The organism is Pseudomonas sp. DVZ6 (genome assembly GCF_024259445.1).
Classification (GTDB): domain Bacteria; phylum Pseudomonadota; class Gammaproteobacteria; order Pseudomonadales; family Pseudomonadaceae; genus Aquipseudomonas; species Aquipseudomonas peradeniyensis.
Genome location: NZ_JANCLM010000067.1, coordinates 1 through 17,732 on the forward strand (window position 1 = coordinate 1; position 17,732 = coordinate 17,732).

The window sequence follows — 17,732 nt, forward strand, 5'->3', positions numbered from 1 at the left end:
TGCGGCGTTTGGCACCGGCTACGCCGGTGATCGCGGGGCAAGCCCGCTCCCACGCTGGAACTCTGTTCCCTGCGCGACAGCGTAGCCCGGAGGGCTGGGCGATCTCCTACAGGGTTCGCGCATCTCTGTAGGAGCGGCCTTGTGCCGCGATGGGCCGCAAAGCGGCCCCAATCTCGACCAACTCCGCTATCATGCCGCCACGTTCCACCTCGCGAGTCCGCCATGCGCCGCCTGTTTTTCCTGCTGTTCCTGCTGCTGGCCAGCCCCGTCTTCGCCACGGGCCTGCTCGACAACCGCCCCAGCGCCACCCTCGGCGCCGCCTCCAACAGCGCCGACTTCCTGCCGGTGCACGAAGCCTTCAAGCTCAGCCTGGTCCAGGCCGATGCCCAGACCGTCAAGCTGCGCTTCGTCGCCACCGACGGCTACTACCTCTACCGCCACCGCTTCCAGTTCCGTACCGAGCCCGCGGATATCCGCCTGGGCGCGCCGAACATCCCCAAGGGCGAGGCCAAGCACGACGAGTTCTTCGGCGATGTCGAGGTCTATCACGGCGTGCTCGACATCGAGCTGCCACGCAATGACCCACGCACCTTCACCCTGCTGGTGGGCTACCAGGGCTGCGCCGACAAGGGCCTGTGCTATCCGCCGGAAACCGCGCGGCTGAGCATCGACGGCCAAGGCGCCCCGCTGCCGGCAACCGCCGAGCAGGGCTGGACCTGGAAATCGCTGCTGCTGTTCTTCCTCGCCGGGGTCGGCCTGACCTTCACCCCGTGCGTGCTGCCGATGCTGCCGATCCTTTCCGGCGTGGTCCTGCGCGGCCAGGTCGGCGGCCTGCGCGGGCTGTCGCTTTCACTGGCCTACGTGCTGCCGATGGCGGCAAGCTTCGCCGTGCTCGGCGCGCTGATGGGCCTGTTCGGCGCCGGTCTGAACCTGCAGGCGCGCCTGCAATCGGCCTGGGTGCTGGTGCCGTTTGCCGCGTTCTTCGTGCTGTTCGCCCTGGCCATGTTCGGCCTGTTCGACATCAAGCTCCCACAGGCCCTGAGCAGCCGCCTGGACAACCTCGCCCACCGCACCAAAGGTGGCTCGCTGCTCGGCGCGGCGGTGCTCGGCGTGCTCTCCAGCCTGCTGGTCTCGCCCTGCGTGTCGGCGCCGCTGGCCGGCGCCTTGCTGTACATCAGCGCCAGCGGCGACGCCCTGGGCGGCGCGCTGAAACTGTTCGCCCTGGGCCTGGGCATGGGCGCGCCGCTGTTGCTGGTGGCCACCGGCGGCGCGGCCTGGCTGCCGAAGAGCGGGCCATGGATGAACACGGTAAAGAACGCCATCGGCGTGCTGCTGCTGGGCCTGGCCATCGGCCTGCTCAGCCGCGTGCTGCCGGGGCCGGCCACCCTGCTGCTGGTCGGCCTGCTGGCCGCCGGCGTGGCGCTGTTCCTCGGCGCCCTGGAGTTCGTGGTCAAGACCCCACGCCAGCGCCTGGCGCAACTGCTGGGCCTGGCGCTGCTGGTGTACGCCCTGGCCTGCTGGTATGGCGCACTGAGCGGCCAGGGCGACCCGCTGCACCCGCTGCCACCACCAGTCGCGGCCAGCGGCGTCGCGCCGACCAAGGCCAACGCCTGGCAGACCCTTACCACCCCCGCCGCCCTCGACGCCGCCCTGGCCGAGGCCAAGGCCGCCGGCCAGCCGGTGCTGCTCGACTGGTACGCCGACTGGTGCATCAGCTGCAAGGTGATCGAGCACGAAGTGCTCAATGCGCCGCAAGTCCAGCCGCAACTGGGCGCCTTCCGCCTGCTGCGCTTCGATATCACCGAGAGCAACGCCGAACAACGCGCCCTGCTCGACCGCTACCGGCTGTTCGGCCCTCCCGCGCTGATGTTCTTTGCCGCGAACGGCAGCGAAATGACCACCGATCGGGTCATCGGCGAGATAAACGCCGGCGATTTCGCCCAGGTATTGACGCGCGTGCGCGGCCAACTCGGGCTATAACTTCCCGCGTCCAGTGAAAAAACCCCGCAGCGGTGACCAGACTTAATCATCTGGTCACATACTTTGCGCGAATCTCGGACATCGTGCTGGCTATTGCCGGGAACTGGACACTCAGCGCCGCTTGCGGCATAGTCGCCGCGCTATGTCGAATTGCCCTACAAAACCAAGGAATCGCAGATGGCAACCCTACTGGTGCTGCACGGCCCCAACCTGAACCTGCTCGGGACCCGCGAACCGGGCCACTATGGCGCCGCCACCCTGGCCCAGATCAATCAGGACCTGGAGCAGCGCGCCCGCGCCGCCGGCCACCATCTGCAATACCTGCAGAGCAATGCCGAATACGAATTGATCGACCGCATCCACGCCGCGCGCAACGAAGGCGTGGACTTCATCCTGATCAATCCGGCCGCTTTCACCCACACAAGCGTCGCATTACGTGACGCATTGCTCGCGGTGAGCATCCCATTCATCGAAGTGCACCTCTCCAACGTGCACAAGCGTGAACCGTTCCGCCACCACTCCTACTTTTCCGATGTTGCCGTAGGAGTGATCTGCGGCCTCGGCGCCACCGGTTACCGGCTGGCCCTGGAGTCCGCGCTGGAACACCTGGCTGCCAACGCACAGCCCTGATGGCACAAGGCCTTGGCCCTTTTTGGCCGAGGCTCATGAAGAAACGTTTTCGACACGTTTTAAAAATACGTCCCCGACCGAACCTTGGGAGTTGCTGATTAATGGATATCCGTAAAGTCAAGAAGCTGATCGAACTGCTGGAAGAGTCTGGCATCGACGAACTGGAGATCAAGGAAGGCGAAGAGTCCGTTCGCATCAGCCGTCACAGCAAGACCCCGGCCGGCGCCCAGTACTTCGCCGCCCCGGCCCCGATGGCCGCTCCGGTTGCCGCTGCTGCACCTGTTGCCGCCGCCGCTCCAGCCGCTGAAGCCGCTGCCGCTGCTCCGGCCCTGAAAGGCACCGTGGTTCGCTCGCCAATGGTCGGTACCTTCTACCGCAAGCCTTCGCCAACTTCGCCAAACTACGCCGAAGTCGGCCAGGCCGTGAAGAAAGGCGACACCCTGTGCATCGTCGAAGCCATGAAGATGATGAACCACATCGAATCCGAGATCGGCGGTGTGATCGACGCCATCCTCGTGGAAGACGGCCAGCCGGTTGAGTTCGACCAGCCGCTGTTCACCATCGTTTGATTCGCGGAGAACCAACGATGTCTGGGAAACTTGAAAAAGTCCTGATCGCCAACCGTGGGGAAATTGCCCTGCGGATCCTGCGTGCCTGCAAAGAGCTGGGCATCAAGACCGTCGCCGTGCACTCCACGGCCGACCGTGAACTGATGCACCTGGGCCTGGCAGACGAGTCGGTCTGCATCGGCCCTGCATCGTCCAAGGACTCCTACCTGCACATCCCGGCGATCATCGCCGCCGCCGAAGTGACAGGTGCCACCGCCATCCACCCGGGCTACGGCTTCCTCGCGGAAAACGCCGATTTTGCCGAGCAGGTGGAAAATTCCGGCTACATCTTCATCGGCCCGAAAGCCGACACCATCCGCCTGATGGGCGACAAGGTGTCGGCCAAGGACGCGATGATCAAGTCGGGCGTGCCGACCGTGCCGGGCTCCGACGGCCCGCTGCCGGAAGACCCGGAAACCGCGCTGGCGATTGCCCGCGAGGTCGGTTACCCGGTGATCATCAAGGCCGCCGGCGGCGGTGGTGGTCGCGGCATGCGTGTGGTGCACAAGGAAGAAGACCTGATCGAATCGGCCAAGCTGACCCGTACCGAAGCCGGTGCCGCGTTCGGCAACCCGATGGTCTACCTGGAGAAGTTCCTGACCAACCCACGTCACGTGGAAGTCCAGGTACTGTCCGACGGCCAGGGCAACGCCGTGCACCTGGGCGACCGTGACTGCTCGCTGCAGCGCCGTCACCAGAAGGTCCTGGAGGAAGCCCCGGCCCCGGGCATCGACGAGAAGGCCCGTCAGGAAGTCTTCAAGCGTTGCGTCGACGCGTGCATCGAGATCGGCTACCGCGGTGCCGGTACCTTCGAGTTCCTGTACGAGAACGGCCGCTTCTACTTCATCGAGATGAACACCCGCGTCCAGGTCGAGCACCCGGTTTCGGAAATGGTCACCGGCATCGACATCGTCAAGGAGATGCTGAGCATCGCCGCTGGCAACAAGCTGTCGTTCCGCCAGGAAGACGTGGTGATCCGCGGTCACTCGCTGGAGTGCCGGATCAACGCCGAAGACCCGAAGAAGTTCATCCCGAGCCCAGGCAAGGTGAAGCACTTCCACGCCCCGGGCGGCAACGGCGTGCGCGTCGATTCGCACCTGTACAGCGGCTACTCGGTTCCGCCGAACTACGATTCGTTGATCGGCAAGCTGATCACCTACGGCAAGGACCGCGACGAAGCCATGGCGCGCATGCGCAATGCCCTGGACGAGATCGTCGTCGACGGCATCAAGACCAACATCCCGCTGCACCGCGACCTGGTGCGTGATGAAGGTTTCTGCAAAGGCGGCGTCAACATCCACTACCTCGAGCACAAACTGGCCAACCAGGAGTGATCGCGTTAGCGTGATGAAAAAGCCCCGGCCCCGTGCCGGGGTTTTTTATTGCCCTGATGTGCCCTACCCCTCTCGTGTGTAGGAGCGGCCTTGTGCCGCGAAAGGGCCGCAAAGCGGCCCCGCGATCTGTGCCCCGACGCTAATGCCCCGGGCCTGCTGCGCAGCCCTTTCGCGGCACAAGGTCGCTCGTACGGAACAACACGCAACCCAGTGATTTAGCCTGCCCCTGTGGGAGCGGGTTTACCCGCGAAGAATCCAGCGCGGTATATGGCACCGGCTCCGCCGGTGTTCGCGGGCAAGCCCGCTCCCACAGAGATAACAGTTCCCTGCTCGACAGAGCAGCCCCAAATGGCTGGGCGATCTCTCATGGCACAAAACATAATTCTTTGATTTGACTGAGGCAGCGTGGGAGCGCGGCCCCCAAGGGCTGGGCGATCGCCTACAGGTATCGCACATGCCTCAGGCCATCACCCCAATGGAACCCCGCGCAAACCCGCACAGTCCACCGATCAGGCCCACCTCCCGAGGCCTCACAAGGAGACTCCCATGAAAGGCACTGCGCTATCCGCCCTGTTCGCGGCCGCCACCCTGCTGGCCTCGCCTGTGTTCGCCGCCGACGACCTGTGCGCCATGAACCTGCAGAAGATCGACGACAGCATGGCCACCGCCGGCGCCACCTCCGAAGGCCTGGACAAGGCCATCACCGAGCATGTGGACCAGGCCAAGGCCGCCCAGGCAAAAGGCGACACCAAGGAGTGCATCGCCATCACCAGCAAGGTGCTCGAGCGCCTGGACAAGACCGAGAAAGGCAGCGGCTCGGCCGGTGGCAGCGGTACCTGAGCCCTGCGCCAGCGCGGGCGGCCGAACCATCTGTCGACGCCGCCCGCGTAAGCGCGTATACTCGGCCTTGCGTGCTGAAAAGCGCGTTCAGCTAGAGCTGAGTGTGGGGCCGATTAGGATTCGACGCCGGTAGCGAAACTCTAGGTGCATGCCGAGTTGGTAACAGAACTCGTAAATCCACTGTTGCAACTTTCTATAGTTGCCAATGACGACCACATCGAGGACTACGCTATCGCTGCGTAAGCAGCCTAGCCCGTTCTCCTGGTAGCTTCGGCTCCAGCAATCATCAGGGGATGCCTGTAAACCCGAAATGATTGTCATACAGAACAGGATCGTCGTGCAGCACGTTGGGGGCGAAGCGACTAAAACTTACCCAACTCATCCAAAGCACCCTGCCCGTCGGGCGGCTGCGGATTAAATCAGTAGACACGGCTAAGCATGTAGTACCGACAGCGGAGTACTGGCGGACGGGGGTTCAAATCCCCCCGGCTCCACCAAATCCTAAAAAAGAAGACGCCCGATGGGCGTCTTTTTTTGTGCCTGGGATTCAGTGTCTCAGCGGCACCGACACCACGCCGTCACCTCTCCCCCTTTTCCTTCATCGCCTCCAGCTTGCTGAACTGCTCGCTGGCCAACCGGCTGATGATCCGGATCGCCTGGTGAATCCCCGCCGTATTGCGAAAGCTCAGTTGCGGGTTGTGCTCGCACTCCAGCACCTCGTCATGCTGGACCAGCGCCTCGCCGAGCAGTTCGAGGGTCCAGACGTAGCTCTGGAGGGTAGACAGGCGTTCATGGTCAGACATGGGGCACCTCCCGAGTGGCGCGGGTGGCGAGGGAGTGGCAGTCGATCGGGTAGAAGGTTGGGGATGGGCTGGCTGCGGGGGTTGGGCGGCGGAGAGCGGATGCGAGGATCCTGCTCAGAATGCGAATAAGCATGCATGAGACTCCAAGTTTGAGATTGGAGCTACCACGATCCTTCCTACGGGATTGGGTGGCAGCTATGTGTGGGGTAGGAATACCGGGAAACTTGGAACCCGGCCAGGCCGAAGCCTGCCCACACACAGCCGCCATGACATCGCAGCAGACGCAAAAAAGGCGCCAGCCGTTGTGATGGGGCGCCTAGTGCGAGCGCCAAGTTTACCAGCAGGTTCCTACACCTGGTCGCAGATTTTGCTGCGACTTGGGGACTGTAGCCTTAGGGTGGATTAATTAGCAACAGCTAGCGCGGTGGGAAATTTCTCAAAATTTTTGACGGGGACGGGTAGAAAATATGCTGCTGCATTATTCAGACACACCAATGGCCTCAAAGCCATAACTCAAGGCAGAGCGAGATCAGTTTCTCTCTCATTACAGTGCGAGCCAGCAGGTCTAATTTTCATGAAAAATTCCGTATAAAATCAGCCGGGCTAACAATAGTCCAATCTGCCATTACAGGGGCATCAGCAACACTGATGGCGACACGTCTTTGCTTCCAGGCTACTTCCACATCAAAAGTAGTGACCCGATCCTGGCTCACCAGCCTGTAGCCGACTTCTGGCACCTCAAAACCTCTATGCTTCGCATGCATCAAGGCGTCCCGCACAGAAAGGTCCGCCAGCTCAAGGACTTGCATCCAATCACCTGCGAGGATGCTTTGCTCACGGCGCAGGCGGGTCAACAACTGCATATCCTTCATAGATATGAACATGTGATCATGCAACGGCTGCTTACGGTGGCAATCTGCACACAATGGCCGGAGATTCACACTGCTGTTGTCCTGTTTCAGCCCGTTGACATGATGTACATGCAATAGATGCCGGTGCTCACTTAGATTCAAACCACAGCCATCGCACTTGAAACCACAGTGCCGCCGTACATTGGTCGAGACGTCGCCCCAATCCTTCGTGTAATCATTTCCAATAGCGCGCTGCGTAAGATTACGAGGCAGATAGGTGAAGCTAGTGCTGTAGGTTTCAAAGAAACGCGCAATTTCAAAACCTTGCCAAATATTTGAGCGTGTGGAATCGTGGCAGTAATTTTGATAATTGAGCTTATCTAAACAGTTCCTGCAAACCATCAAGCGCGAGTCCAACTCCTCCGAGAGTCCGCGACTGTTCTTACCGCTTATCGGGAAGATGCCCGTCAGGTTATTGGTTACCACATATCGCTCGAATCGCCCTTTTCCACGCATGTCCGCCAGAGTCTTGCAATCCGCCACATGGAACCTTTTGCCTTTGTCGGGAGAGGCTTGCACCACATCAACCGGAGAATACTGGTCAGGAATATAGAGCAGTACCTGGCGGCCATCGACACTCAGCAACCCGTTGATGACATCCAGATCTTCCAGCCTAACTTCACGCCCTTCCAGCAGCTCAATATCGATGGGATCAAGCTGCGCGGCTGCCACCCAGTCGAACTCAACTTGGGCATCGCTAAGCCGCTTCACTTGGTTCCACAGCTCGGAAAAATCAGCCCTGATTTCCATCGAGCCTCTCAATTATGTTGCGAATCTGCAGTTCAGAATTAGTGATCACTCGAAAATTCACACGCCTCGACCGGGCGCTGCTCTCTTGCTGGGTATCGCTATCAACAATGCGCCGAGACGAAGAGTAGCCCACCGCAGCGAAGCTTGAACGGACCCACTCCCTATCAGATCCTCCCGTCAGCAGCGACAACACATGCTGCAGCACAGACCGCGTACGGTCCTGAGAAAGCGCCATATTGGGAAAATATGCTTGCTCACCATGAAGGTTTCCCCAGTCGCTGCTGGTGTGACCTTCGATACGAATCTCTTCAATGGCTGTGCGGTAACGAGACAACACCGTCACATAACGCGGGAAAAAGTCGGCCAGGATCATCTTGAACTGCGGGTTTAGCTCAGGCGACCCGGAACGGAACAGGACTTCTGGATTATTGAAGGTGACTTCCAGGGTGTCACGCTCAATGGCTGCATTCCAACGAGACAGATCCGCTGCGAACTCGCTGACCAAGTCATTGTAGATCGCTACCTGAGTGTCCTTGTAAGCAACTGCGATCTCCTTGATGTTGTTTCTCTCGACCTGCACGTAGTACATATAAGCCACGGCAATGAACAGGAACATCATCATCAGCCCTGACATCAAGTCAGAGATGCCAATCCAGTGTTCGGCATCATCATTCTTCGAGCCACTGCTGCGAAAAAGGTTATCCAGACTCCCCATCAGGCACGTACCCGCTGCGTGAGCTCAGCATGATCATCGGCAATTCGTCGTGAGATGGTGGCCAGTGCCGAGCCCATTTCTTTGAAGACTTTCTCCAGCTCGCGACCAATGGCCTGATCCATAGCGTTAAGTTGGATTTGCAGCGAGGCACTGGCTCGCTCAGTGGCTTCACGCACCTGCGCTTCGACCGCGCTCATGGTGCGATTGGCCGAACCCTGAATCTGCGCCTCGGTGTGGCTTAGACTGCCCTCTACACTGGCACGCAAAGTATTCATGGTGGCCTCTACCGACCCGGTCAGACCCTCCTGAATCTTGCCGGTTGCATGGCGGAACGCCTCTGCCATGGAGCTAGCGGCTTTCTCGACTACTAGCCCCATCTGTTGCTCCAGCGTTTTGGAAGTATCCAGCATACTGTCGAGTGTGCCACGCACCGATGAGCCGAATTCCTGAGCGGCATCCTGCATGTTCTCGGCGATCTGCTCAGACTTGCTACTCACAACATGGGCTGACTCTGTCAATGCAGCATTAGTGAGGTCAACCGAGCGGCCGAACTCCTGCGCGCCTTCATGCATGGTAGTCATGACGCTCTTCACGCCTTCAGCAAGCTGGCCGGAGAGTGTTTCCATATGCTGCTGCAGCTGCGGTACCGCGCTAATGGCCTGGTCGCGCATCGTGACAAATGTACCGAGATGCTCCTCAAGCACTCCAACTTGTCTTTGGTTGGCTTGCAATACTGGCTCCAATTGGCCGATGGCCATGGGAATGCTCTGGCAATGACCCTCAATGGTGCCGATAGACTGCTCCGAAGTGGACAGGGAACGACTAATGGCCTCATTTGCTGTCGCGGTGCGCTCCAGCTCGTTGATCGCCAGCTCGATGCGCGCCTCCAGCGATTCGACGTGCTGTTTGTAGAGCTCCTGCCATTCATTCATCTTAACGACAGACTCATTCAGCGCCTTGAAGTTATCGCCAAACTGGTCCACCAAGTGTTTGTTGAAATCCTGAATCACCTGACGAAGCGCCTCGATCACCGTCTCTGTGGCTGACTTGGCCAGCATCTCGCCAAATTGATTGAGCTGCACGAAAAGCTTGTCCTGGAACTCGCGATGAGTGCGATCTAGGGCGCTGCGAAAATCGCCAACGTCGCTACGCATCAGCTTAAGTTGACCCGCCACCGAACCTTCCTCATTACCGGCAAGCGACTGGTTGAGCCCTTCCAGCAATTTAACCTGCTGAGTCAGCACGCCATGGATATGCTCCGGCGTGATGCTGTCCGGCAGCTCCGAGCGGCTCCGAGCCGGAGCGAACCAATAGGCATCCAGTGCTTTGAGGACAATGGAAAGGGTCATACCAACAAGACTGGTGATGAAGGCCGTTCGCAGTCCGTCCAGCAAACCCTCAATACTGCCCTTGATGTCATGAGCATCAAAGTCCAGCAAACCGATCACAATGCCGACGAAAGTCCCCAGAATGCCCAGCGAGACAAGCACTGCCGGTGCGTGTTCCAGAAACAACCCTTGTCTGCCACTCTTTCCTTGGCGCACGGCCATCAAAACAATGCCGAACATCAGCCAGATAAAGATCTCAGTCACAGAGCTTGCCGAAGCAGTAGTCAGCACGCTCTCGAGAAAACTCCCAATCATTCAGTTACTCCAATGTCGAACGCTGGATCTTTGCGGAACACTTCAACTACCCCTATCGGATTAAGTAACTCAACCGTGGCAACACGGCGACAGCCATCTTCCGGCGCTGTAGCCAGCTAGGCTTGGACCAATTCACTCCCGCGTAGCGCTCACAACGCCGCTCACTACCAGGTGGGCCAGCCAATGCTAAAAACGAGTGGCAAACAATTGATGGAAATCCAGATGGGGAATGAAACGCCGAAGCTTTGTAGCATCATCCCTGGAAAGCCGCGCAGTGCCATCATTTTGCAATGCCCGCCACCTTATCCCCTAGCTGGGCATGGGTAAAGCCACGCCCTTCATCTTTTATGGTAAGGATCTCGCGGTGCCGGTCTCGTCAGCCAATGCAGCCACCACCCGCTTACCGTTAACGTTGCTCAGGAGGCCAGATCATGAGATGCCCTCGTTCCTGGTCATAAGGAGCAGCCAGTCCCGCGTAGTGGACGCCCCACAGGTCGCACGGGCCTTGATCCCTGATAACAATTGGATTTTCACCGCTATCAGGACCTATGCAGGCCTGAAGGTCGAGTCTGAGAATCCCCGCTGTTGATACTGGCAGCATGCCTCCAGCCCTTCTGATAAAGTCCGCAGCACGTCATAGGGACACAGTGAGACATGGACAAGAAATCACTTTCAGAGCGGGACATCTGCAGTAAGTACATCTCCCCTGCCATTCAGCAAGCTGGATGGGACATGCTCAAGCAGGTGCGCGAGGAAGTTTATTTCACCAAAGGCCGCATTATGGTGCGGGGCAAGCTTCACAGTCGCGGCGAAGCGAGCCGTGCAGATTTCATTCTCTACCATCAGGCCAACCTGCCTATCGCTGTAATCGAGGCGAAGGATAACAACCACTCCGTTGGCTCCGGCATGCAGCAAGCTCTTCGCTATGCAGAGGCGCTGGACGTACCGTTCGTATTCTCCAGCAATGGCGATGCCTTCCTTTTCCATGATCGCAGTGGTACGGGCAGCAAAATAGAAACGAACCTGCCCATGGATCAATTCCCTAGTCCTGCCGAGCTTTGGCAGCGCTACTGCCAATGGAAAGGGCTGGATGCTGCGGTTCAACACAAGATCGTAGCGCCATACTACGACGATGGCTCCGGGCGCATGCCGCGCTATTACCAAACGAACGCCATTAACCGCACCGTTGAGGCGGTAGCGCGCGGGCAGAACCGTATCCTGATGGTGATGGCCACAGGCACTGGCAAAACCTACACAGCCTTTCAAATCATCTGGCGACTGTGGAAGTCAAAACAGAAAAAGAGAATTCTGTTCCTTGCCGACCGCAACATTCTTGTCGACCAGACGAAGAACAACGACTTCAAACCCTTTGGCCAGGCGATGACCAAAATCGCCAAACGCCAGATCGACACCTCCTATGAGATCTACCTATCGCTCTATCAGGCTGTCACCGGCACTGACGAAGAGATGAACATCTACAAGCAGTTCTCCTGCGACTTTTTCGACTTGATCGTGATCGACGAGTGTCACCGTGGCAGCGCTGCCGAGGACTCCGCCTGGCGCGAGATTCTCGACTATTTCTCTAGCGCGACCCATATCGGCCTCACCGCCACACCGAAGGAAACCAAAGAAGTATCAAGCATCACCTACTTCGGTGACCCGGTGTACAGCTATACCCTCAAACAGGGTATCGAGGACGGTTTTCTTGCGCCCTATAAAGTGGTGCGCATCGACTTCGACAAAGACCTACAAGGTTGGCGCCCCCCCAAGGGCATGCTCGACAAAAATGGCGAGCTGGTCGAAGACCGTATCTACAACCTTAAGGACATGGATCGTACGCTGGTCATTGAGGCCCGCACTCAACTGGTCGCGCAGAAGGTCACCGAGTTCCTCAAGGCCTCAGACCCATTCCAGAAAACTATCGTCTTCTGTGACGATATCAGTCATGCCGAACGCATGCGCCAAGCCTTAGTCAACCTCAACCCCGAGCGCGTGGCTGAAAACCGCAAGTATGTCATGCGCATCACCGGCGATGATCAGGAAGGCAAGGCCGAACTGGATAACTTCATCAACCCGGAAGAGCGCTACCCGGTTATCGCCACCACCAGCAAGTTGATGACCACCGGCGTGGATGCGCAGACCTGCAAGCTGATCGTGCTCGACCAGCACATCAAATCTATGACCGAGTTCAAGCAGATCATCGGTCGCGGCACACGCATCAACGAGGAATTCGGCAAGTACTGGTTCACCATCATGGACTTCAAAAAGGCCACCGAGCTGTTTGCCGACCCGGCTTTCGATGGCGACCCGGTGGTGATCTACGCCCCAGAAGGCGATGACTCGCCCGTACCGCCGGATGAGCCAATTGCCGATGAAGAGGGCATCAGCGCGGGTAACGATAACGAGGCTGATGACTTAGGCTTCACGGACGAGGATGAAGGCAAAAAACGCATCAGGTACGTCATCGACAACGTCCCAGTCTATGTCGTCGCTGAACGGGTGCAGTACTACGGTCCTGATGGCCGGTTGATCACGGAGTCACTACACGACTACACCCGTACCTGCGTACAAAAGCAATTCGCCTCACTGGACGACTTCCTCCGACGCTGGAGTGGTTCTGAGCAAAAGAAAGTCATTATCGAGGAGATGGCCGTCCAGGGCGTGATGTGGGAGGCCTTATCTGAAGAGGTAGAAAAGAAACAGGGTAAGCCGCTCGATCCATTCGACCTGATCTGTCACGTAGCCTTCGATCAACCCGCCTTATCACGCCACGAGCGGGCCGAGCAGGTAAAAAAGCGCAACTATTTCGCCAAGTATTCTGGCGCAGCCCGCCAGGTGTTGGAAGCGCTTCTGGATAAATACGCCGATACCGGGATCGAGCATATCGAGGACATCAAAATCCTGCAGCTTGACCCTTTTAGCCAGATTGGTGCCCCTATTGAGCTGGTCAAAGCCTTTGGCGGCAAAGCGGGGTACACCAAGGCGATTCATGAACTGGAGGGAGAGCTTTACGCGAACTAAGGGCTAAGCACCGACGACATGACAAAGCAGTCTCCTCCACGATCCGGTAGAATTTTGCCCCCCTGCGTTACGTGTTGAGAGACCTTCATGTCCATTAGCTCCACCATCAAGTCCATCCAGGACATCATGCGCAAAGACGTTGGCGTAGACGGCGACGCCCAGCGCATCGGCCAGCTAGTTTGGCTGTTGTTCCTGAAGATCTTTGATGATCGCGAGCTTGAATGGGAGCTGATGGACGACGACTACCGCTCGCCGATTCCCGAGAGCTGCCGCTGGCGCACCTGGGCCGCCGACCCGGAGGGCATGACCGGCGATGCGCTTAAGGACTTTATCGACAACAATCTGTTTCCGCAGCTGCAGAACCTGCACGAATACAGCAATACGCAGTCGGCCTTCGTGGTGCGCAGCGTGTTTGAAGACGCCTACAACTACATGAAGTCCGGTCAGTTGCTGCGCCAGGTGATCAATAAGATTCAGGAAGGCGTGGACTTCAACAAAGCCCAAGAGCGCCACGAGTTTGGAAACCTTTACGAGCAACTGCTGCGCGACCTGCAGAACGCCGGCAACGCCGGTGAATTCTACACCCCGCGTCCAGTGACCGAGTTTATGGTGCGCATGGTCGACCCCAAACTGGACGAAAAAGTCATGGACCCGGCCTGCGGCACGGGTGGCTTTCTCACCTGCGCTATCGAGCACAAACGCAGCCGCTACGTGAAAACCGCCGAGGATGAACGCACCTTGCAGGCCAGCATTTTCGGCGTGGAGAAAAAGCCGCTGCCGCACCTGCTGGCCACCACCAACATGATCCTGCATGGCATCGAGGTGCCGAGCCAGATTCGCCACGACAACACCCTGAGCAAACCGCTGATCAGCTGGGGACCGAGCGAACGCGTGCATTGCATCGTCGCTAACCCGCCGTTCGGCGGCATGGAAGAAGACGGTATCGAAACCAACTTCCCCGCCGCTTTCCGCACTCGCGAAACCGCCGACCTGTTTCTGGTGCTGATCATGCAACTGCTCAAGGACGGCGGCCGCGCTGCCGTGGTGCTGCCCGATGGCTTTCTGTTCGGCGAAGGCATCAAGAGCCGCATCAAGGAAAAGCTGCTCTCCGAGTGCAACCTGCACACCATCGTTCGCCTGCCCAACGGCGTGTTCAACCCCTACACCGGCATCAAGACCAACCTGCTGTTTTTCACCAAGGGTACGCCCACCAAACAGGTGTGGTTCTACGAACACAAGTACCCGGCCGGCGTGAAGAGCTACTCCAAGACTCGCCCCATGCGCATCGAAGAATTCGCAGTGGAAGAAGCCTGGTGGGGCAGCGAGGCCGATGGCTTTGCCGCACGGGTGGAGAACGAATTCGCCTGGCAGGTCAGCATCGAAGAGCTGCAAGCCCGCAACTGGAACCTCGACTGCAAAAACCCGCATATCGGCGAACAGATTAGCCACAACCCGGACGAACTGCTGCGTAACTACGCCAGCCTACAAGGCGAAATCAGCGACCTGCGTGACCAGCTCAAGGCGGTGCTGGCTGAAGCTCTGGAGCGCGATGTATGACCGCGCTACTGATCGAAAACCTGCCACTACTGGCCGGCGCGCCCAATGGCATTAAAAAACTGCGCGAGCTGATTCTGGAACTGGCGATCCGTGGCAAGTTGGTGCCACAAGACTCGAATGATGAGCCGGCCAGCGAGCAGCTAAAGCGGATTGCCGAGGATAAGGCGCGGTTGGTGGCTGAGGGCAAGATCAAGAAGCAAAAAGACCTGACTGATGCACCTGAACCGGTAATTACATTCCCATTGCCAGTCGGATGGGCTGCAACCTCAATTGGCGAGGCAACGATTTGCCGTGATGGAGAACGAGTACCCATTTCCCAAGCCGAACGAGAAGGTCGGGACAAGGTTTTCGACTACTACGGCGCATCAGGTGTTATCGATAAAATCGACGGCTATCTGTTCGATAAACCGCTGTTGTTAGTTGGGGAAGACGGCGCAAACCTTATAAATCGTAGTACGCCTATCGCATTCATGGCACGCGGTCGCTATTGGGTGAATAACCACGCCCATGTGCTTGATGGAATAAGCGAGGAGTTACTTCTCTACATAGAGCTTTATTTCAACGCCATTGATCTAAAGCCATATGTGACCGGAACGGCTCAGCCGAAGATGAACCAGTCCAAAATGAATGGCATTCCGGTGGCTCTTCCACCTGTAGCCGAACAACACCGCATCGTCGCCAAAGTCGATGAACTGATGGACCTGTGCAACCGCTTGGAAGCCCAGCAGGCCGACGCCGAAAGCGCCCACGCCCAACTGGTGCAGGCGCTGCTCGACAGCCTGACCCAAGCTAGCGACGCCAGCGACTTCGCCGTCGCCTGGCAACGCCTGGCCGAACACTTCCACACCCTGCTCACCACCGAACCCAGCATCGACGCCCTCAAACAAACCCTGCTTCAACTGGCAGTGATGGGCAAACTGGTGCCGCAAAAATCCAGTGATGAGCCGGCCAGTGAATTACTCAAGCGCATCGCTAAGGAAAAGATGCGACTCATTTTCGAAGAGAGCCTAAGAACGACAGCAAGAGAAGATATCCCAGAGACCGAACACTACTTCACTTTGCATGCCGGTTGGTCGTCCTGCCGGCTTGGTAATCTTGCCCGGTTCATTGACTACAGGGGCAGGACACCTACAAAAACGTCATCTGGCGTACCGCTCATTACTGCGAAAAATGTGCGCCCAGGACTTATCAGCAGAGAACCTCAAGAGTTCATTACCGATACGGACTACTTGTCTTGGATGACAAGAGGCTTTCCTCGGGCTGGAGACATTCTTATCACAACCGAGGCCCCGATGGGTAACGTGGCGATAATTGATATTCCCGAGCGGTTCGCACTGGCTCAACGCGTGATTTGTTTTCAACTCCACGAATTGCAAACTGGCCCATTTTTGAAATTGGCAATGATGTCCTCTGGCTTTCAGGCAGAACTTTCAGATGCAGCCACAGGAATGACGGCTACTGGTATCAAGTCCTCTCGCCTTAAAGAGATACCTATCCCAATTCCACCACTCACTGAACAACACCGCATAGTCGCGAAAGTCGACCAACTAATGGCCCTCTGCGACCAACTAAAAACCCGCCTAACCGATGCCCGCCAACTAAACGAACAACTGGCCAGCACTCTGGTCGAGCAGGCACTGTCCTAGCGACTCGCAGGCTGCATCACGTTAAGGACAACCCCATGCCCATCAAAACGCAAATCTGGACGGTCGGTGGCCAACCCAGCCAGTTGCATGAGTGCATCCTGCCCAGCGAGCAATTGTTGGAAGACATGATCGTCAGCACGCCACGGCTGCTATCGGAGGAATGGATGCTGATCGGCCGTCAGGAAAGCACCGGACTGGGAGGGCGAATCGATCTACTGGCCATCGCCCCGGATGCCTCCCTGGTGCTGATCGAACTCAAGCGCGACCGTACCCCGCGTGATGTGGTGGCGCAGGCGCTAGACTATGCCTCGTGGGTGGAAAAACTAGCCGCCGAAGATATTGCCGCCATCTACAAACGCTATCGCCACAACGCCGATTTGGCGGCGGACTTTCAGGCCTATTTCGGCCTGCCGCTGGATGAAGAGGCGCTCAACCAAAGTCACCAGATCATCATCGTCGCGTCCGGGCTGGACGCCAGCACCGAGCGCATCGTAGCGTACCTGAGCGAGCGGGATATCGCCATCAACGTGCTGTGCTTTCAGGTGTTCCAGCAGGGCGCGCAACAGCTGATCAGCCGCTCCTGGCTGCTCGACCCTGTGGAAACCCAGGCCAATGCTAGCAACACCCGCAGCGATGGCCCGAGCGAGCCATGGAATGGTGAATTCTATTGCTCGTTTGGCCACAGTTCCACGCGATCCTGGCTGGATGCGCAAGCCTTTGGTTTTATCTGTGGCGGTGGCGGCACTTGGTACAGCAACAGCCTGAAGATGCTCGCCCCCGGTGACCGGGTGTGGGTCAACATTCCGCAGCAGGGCTACGTCGGCGTCGGCCGCGTAACCGGGCGGGCCACAGCAGCGGCAGACTTCACCGTGCCCCACAACGGTGTCGATACGCCGGTGCTGCAAGCCGCAACACGCGGCACCTACCACGCCGAACACAGCAATGACCCAGCGCTGTGCGAGTACTTCGTGCCCCTGGAATGGCTGCAAACCGTGCCGGTTGAACAGGCCATCAAAGAAGTCGGTCTGTTCGGCAACCAAAACACCGTCTGCCGCCCCACCACACCCAAATGGCGCTGGACAATAGAAAGGTTGAAGGTGCGTTTGCTTCATAAGGCGCAATAATCATTCGAGCCGCTTGCAGAAAGGCCGCCAGGCTCTGGCTTAGCGATCTAAATCGCCACCGGTAATCCGTCAACCAAACAAACAACAAGTCAGCCGCAGTCGTAGCATTCACCCACCGGATAAGTTATTTGGTGGATACGGTAAGACTTAAGAATCTTTCCCTTGTCTTC

General features: G+C 58.2%; 13 protein-coding genes and 1 other RNA gene. 10 read left to right on the plus strand and 4 right to left on the minus strand.

The genetic code is table 11. The features are described from left to right. Nucleotides 1-222: 222 nt before the first annotated feature. The 6 genes from NMG10_RS25065 (at nucleotide 223) to ssrA (ending at nucleotide 5,889) form a co-directional block, all read left to right on the plus strand. Nucleotides 223-1,980 carry a protein-disulfide reductase DsbD gene (locus NMG10_RS25065; RefSeq protein ID WP_232857083.1) on the plus strand — a complete coding sequence of 586 codons (1,758 nt, stop codon included), beginning with the start codon at nucleotides 223-225 and terminating at the stop codon, nucleotides 1,978-1,980. A 177-nt stretch (nucleotides 1,981-2,157) separates the two neighbouring features. Beyond that, a complete protein-coding gene (gene aroQ, locus NMG10_RS25070; RefSeq protein WP_011535870.1) occupies nucleotides 2,158-2,610 on the plus strand; it encodes a type II 3-dehydroquinate dehydratase in 453 nt (150 codons plus the stop codon). 101 nt (nucleotides 2,611-2,711) lie between these two features. Continuing rightward, complete coding sequence (accB, locus tag NMG10_RS25075; RefSeq protein WP_110739866.1) at nucleotides 2,712-3,179, plus strand: acetyl-CoA carboxylase biotin carboxyl carrier protein; 468 nt, start codon at nucleotides 2,712-2,714, stop codon at nucleotides 3,177-3,179. Nucleotides 3,180-3,196: 17 nt separating this feature from the next. After that, complete coding sequence (accC, locus tag NMG10_RS25080) at nucleotides 3,197-4,552, plus strand: acetyl-CoA carboxylase biotin carboxylase subunit (protein WP_046854114.1); 1,356 nt, start codon at nucleotides 3,197-3,199, stop codon at nucleotides 4,550-4,552. Between the two features lie 546 nt (nucleotides 4,553-5,098). After that, nucleotides 5,099-5,392, plus strand: coding sequence for a hypothetical protein (locus tag NMG10_RS25085; RefSeq protein ID WP_028691200.1), 294 nt, complete (start codon nucleotides 5,099-5,101; stop codon nucleotides 5,390-5,392). A 105-nt stretch (nucleotides 5,393-5,497) separates the two neighbouring features. Then, nucleotides 5,498-5,889: a transfer-messenger RNA gene (ssrA, locus tag NMG10_RS25090) on the plus strand. A gap of 81 nt (nucleotides 5,890-5,970) precedes the next feature. Here the strand turns inward: ssrA and NMG10_RS25095 are convergent. The 4 genes from NMG10_RS25095 to NMG10_RS25110 form a co-directional block, all read right to left on the minus strand. Continuing rightward, a complete protein-coding gene (locus tag NMG10_RS25095; protein ID WP_254465319.1) occupies nucleotides 5,971-6,195 on the minus strand; it encodes a hypothetical protein in 225 nt (74 codons plus the stop codon). Nucleotides 6,196-6,767: 572 nt separating this feature from the next. After that, nucleotides 6,768-7,856 carry a hypothetical protein gene (locus NMG10_RS25100; RefSeq protein ID WP_254465320.1) on the minus strand — a complete coding sequence of 363 codons (1,089 nt, stop codon included), beginning with the start codon at nucleotides 7,854-7,856 and terminating at the stop codon, nucleotides 6,768-6,770. Beyond that, on the minus strand, nucleotides 7,840-8,571 hold the full coding sequence (locus NMG10_RS25105) for an OmpA family protein (protein WP_254465321.1): 732 nt from the start codon (nucleotides 8,569-8,571) through the stop codon (nucleotides 7,840-7,842). Before NMG10_RS25105 ends, NMG10_RS25100 begins: the two co-directional genes overlap by 17 nt. Then, nucleotides 8,571-10,214, minus strand: a complete 1,644-nt coding sequence (locus NMG10_RS25110) for a hypothetical protein (RefSeq protein WP_254465322.1) — start codon at nucleotides 10,212-10,214, stop codon at nucleotides 8,571-8,573. The genes NMG10_RS25105 and NMG10_RS25110 overlap by 1 nt, the downstream gene beginning before the upstream one ends. 654 nt (nucleotides 10,215-10,868) lie before the next feature. On the opposite strand from NMG10_RS25110, the gene hsdR reads away from it, so the two are divergent. The 4 genes from hsdR to NMG10_RS25130 all read left to right on the plus strand — a co-directional run bounded on the left by hsdR (nucleotide 10,869) and on the right by NMG10_RS25130 (nucleotide 17,562). After that, the gene (hsdR, locus tag NMG10_RS25115; protein WP_254465323.1) at nucleotides 10,869-13,235 is read left to right on the plus strand and encodes an EcoAI/FtnUII family type I restriction enzme subunit R; all 2,367 of its coding nucleotides are present in this window, start codon (nucleotides 10,869-10,871) and stop codon (nucleotides 13,233-13,235) included. Nucleotides 13,236-13,322: 87 nt separating this feature from the next. Continuing rightward, complete coding sequence (locus tag NMG10_RS25120) at nucleotides 13,323-14,792, plus strand: class I SAM-dependent DNA methyltransferase (RefSeq protein ID WP_254465324.1); 1,470 nt, start codon at nucleotides 13,323-13,325, stop codon at nucleotides 14,790-14,792. Then, on the plus strand, nucleotides 14,789-16,438 hold the full coding sequence (locus NMG10_RS25125; protein ID WP_254465325.1) for a restriction endonuclease subunit S: 1,650 nt from the start codon (nucleotides 14,789-14,791) through the stop codon (nucleotides 16,436-16,438). The genes NMG10_RS25120 and NMG10_RS25125 overlap by 4 nt, the downstream gene beginning before the upstream one ends. Before the next feature lie 35 nt (nucleotides 16,439-16,473). Then, entirely contained in the window at nucleotides 16,474-17,562 is a 1,089-nt protein-coding gene (locus tag NMG10_RS25130; protein ID WP_254465326.1) for an endonuclease NucS domain-containing protein, read from the plus strand. The last annotated feature ends 170 nt before the right edge of the window (nucleotides 17,563-17,732 follow it).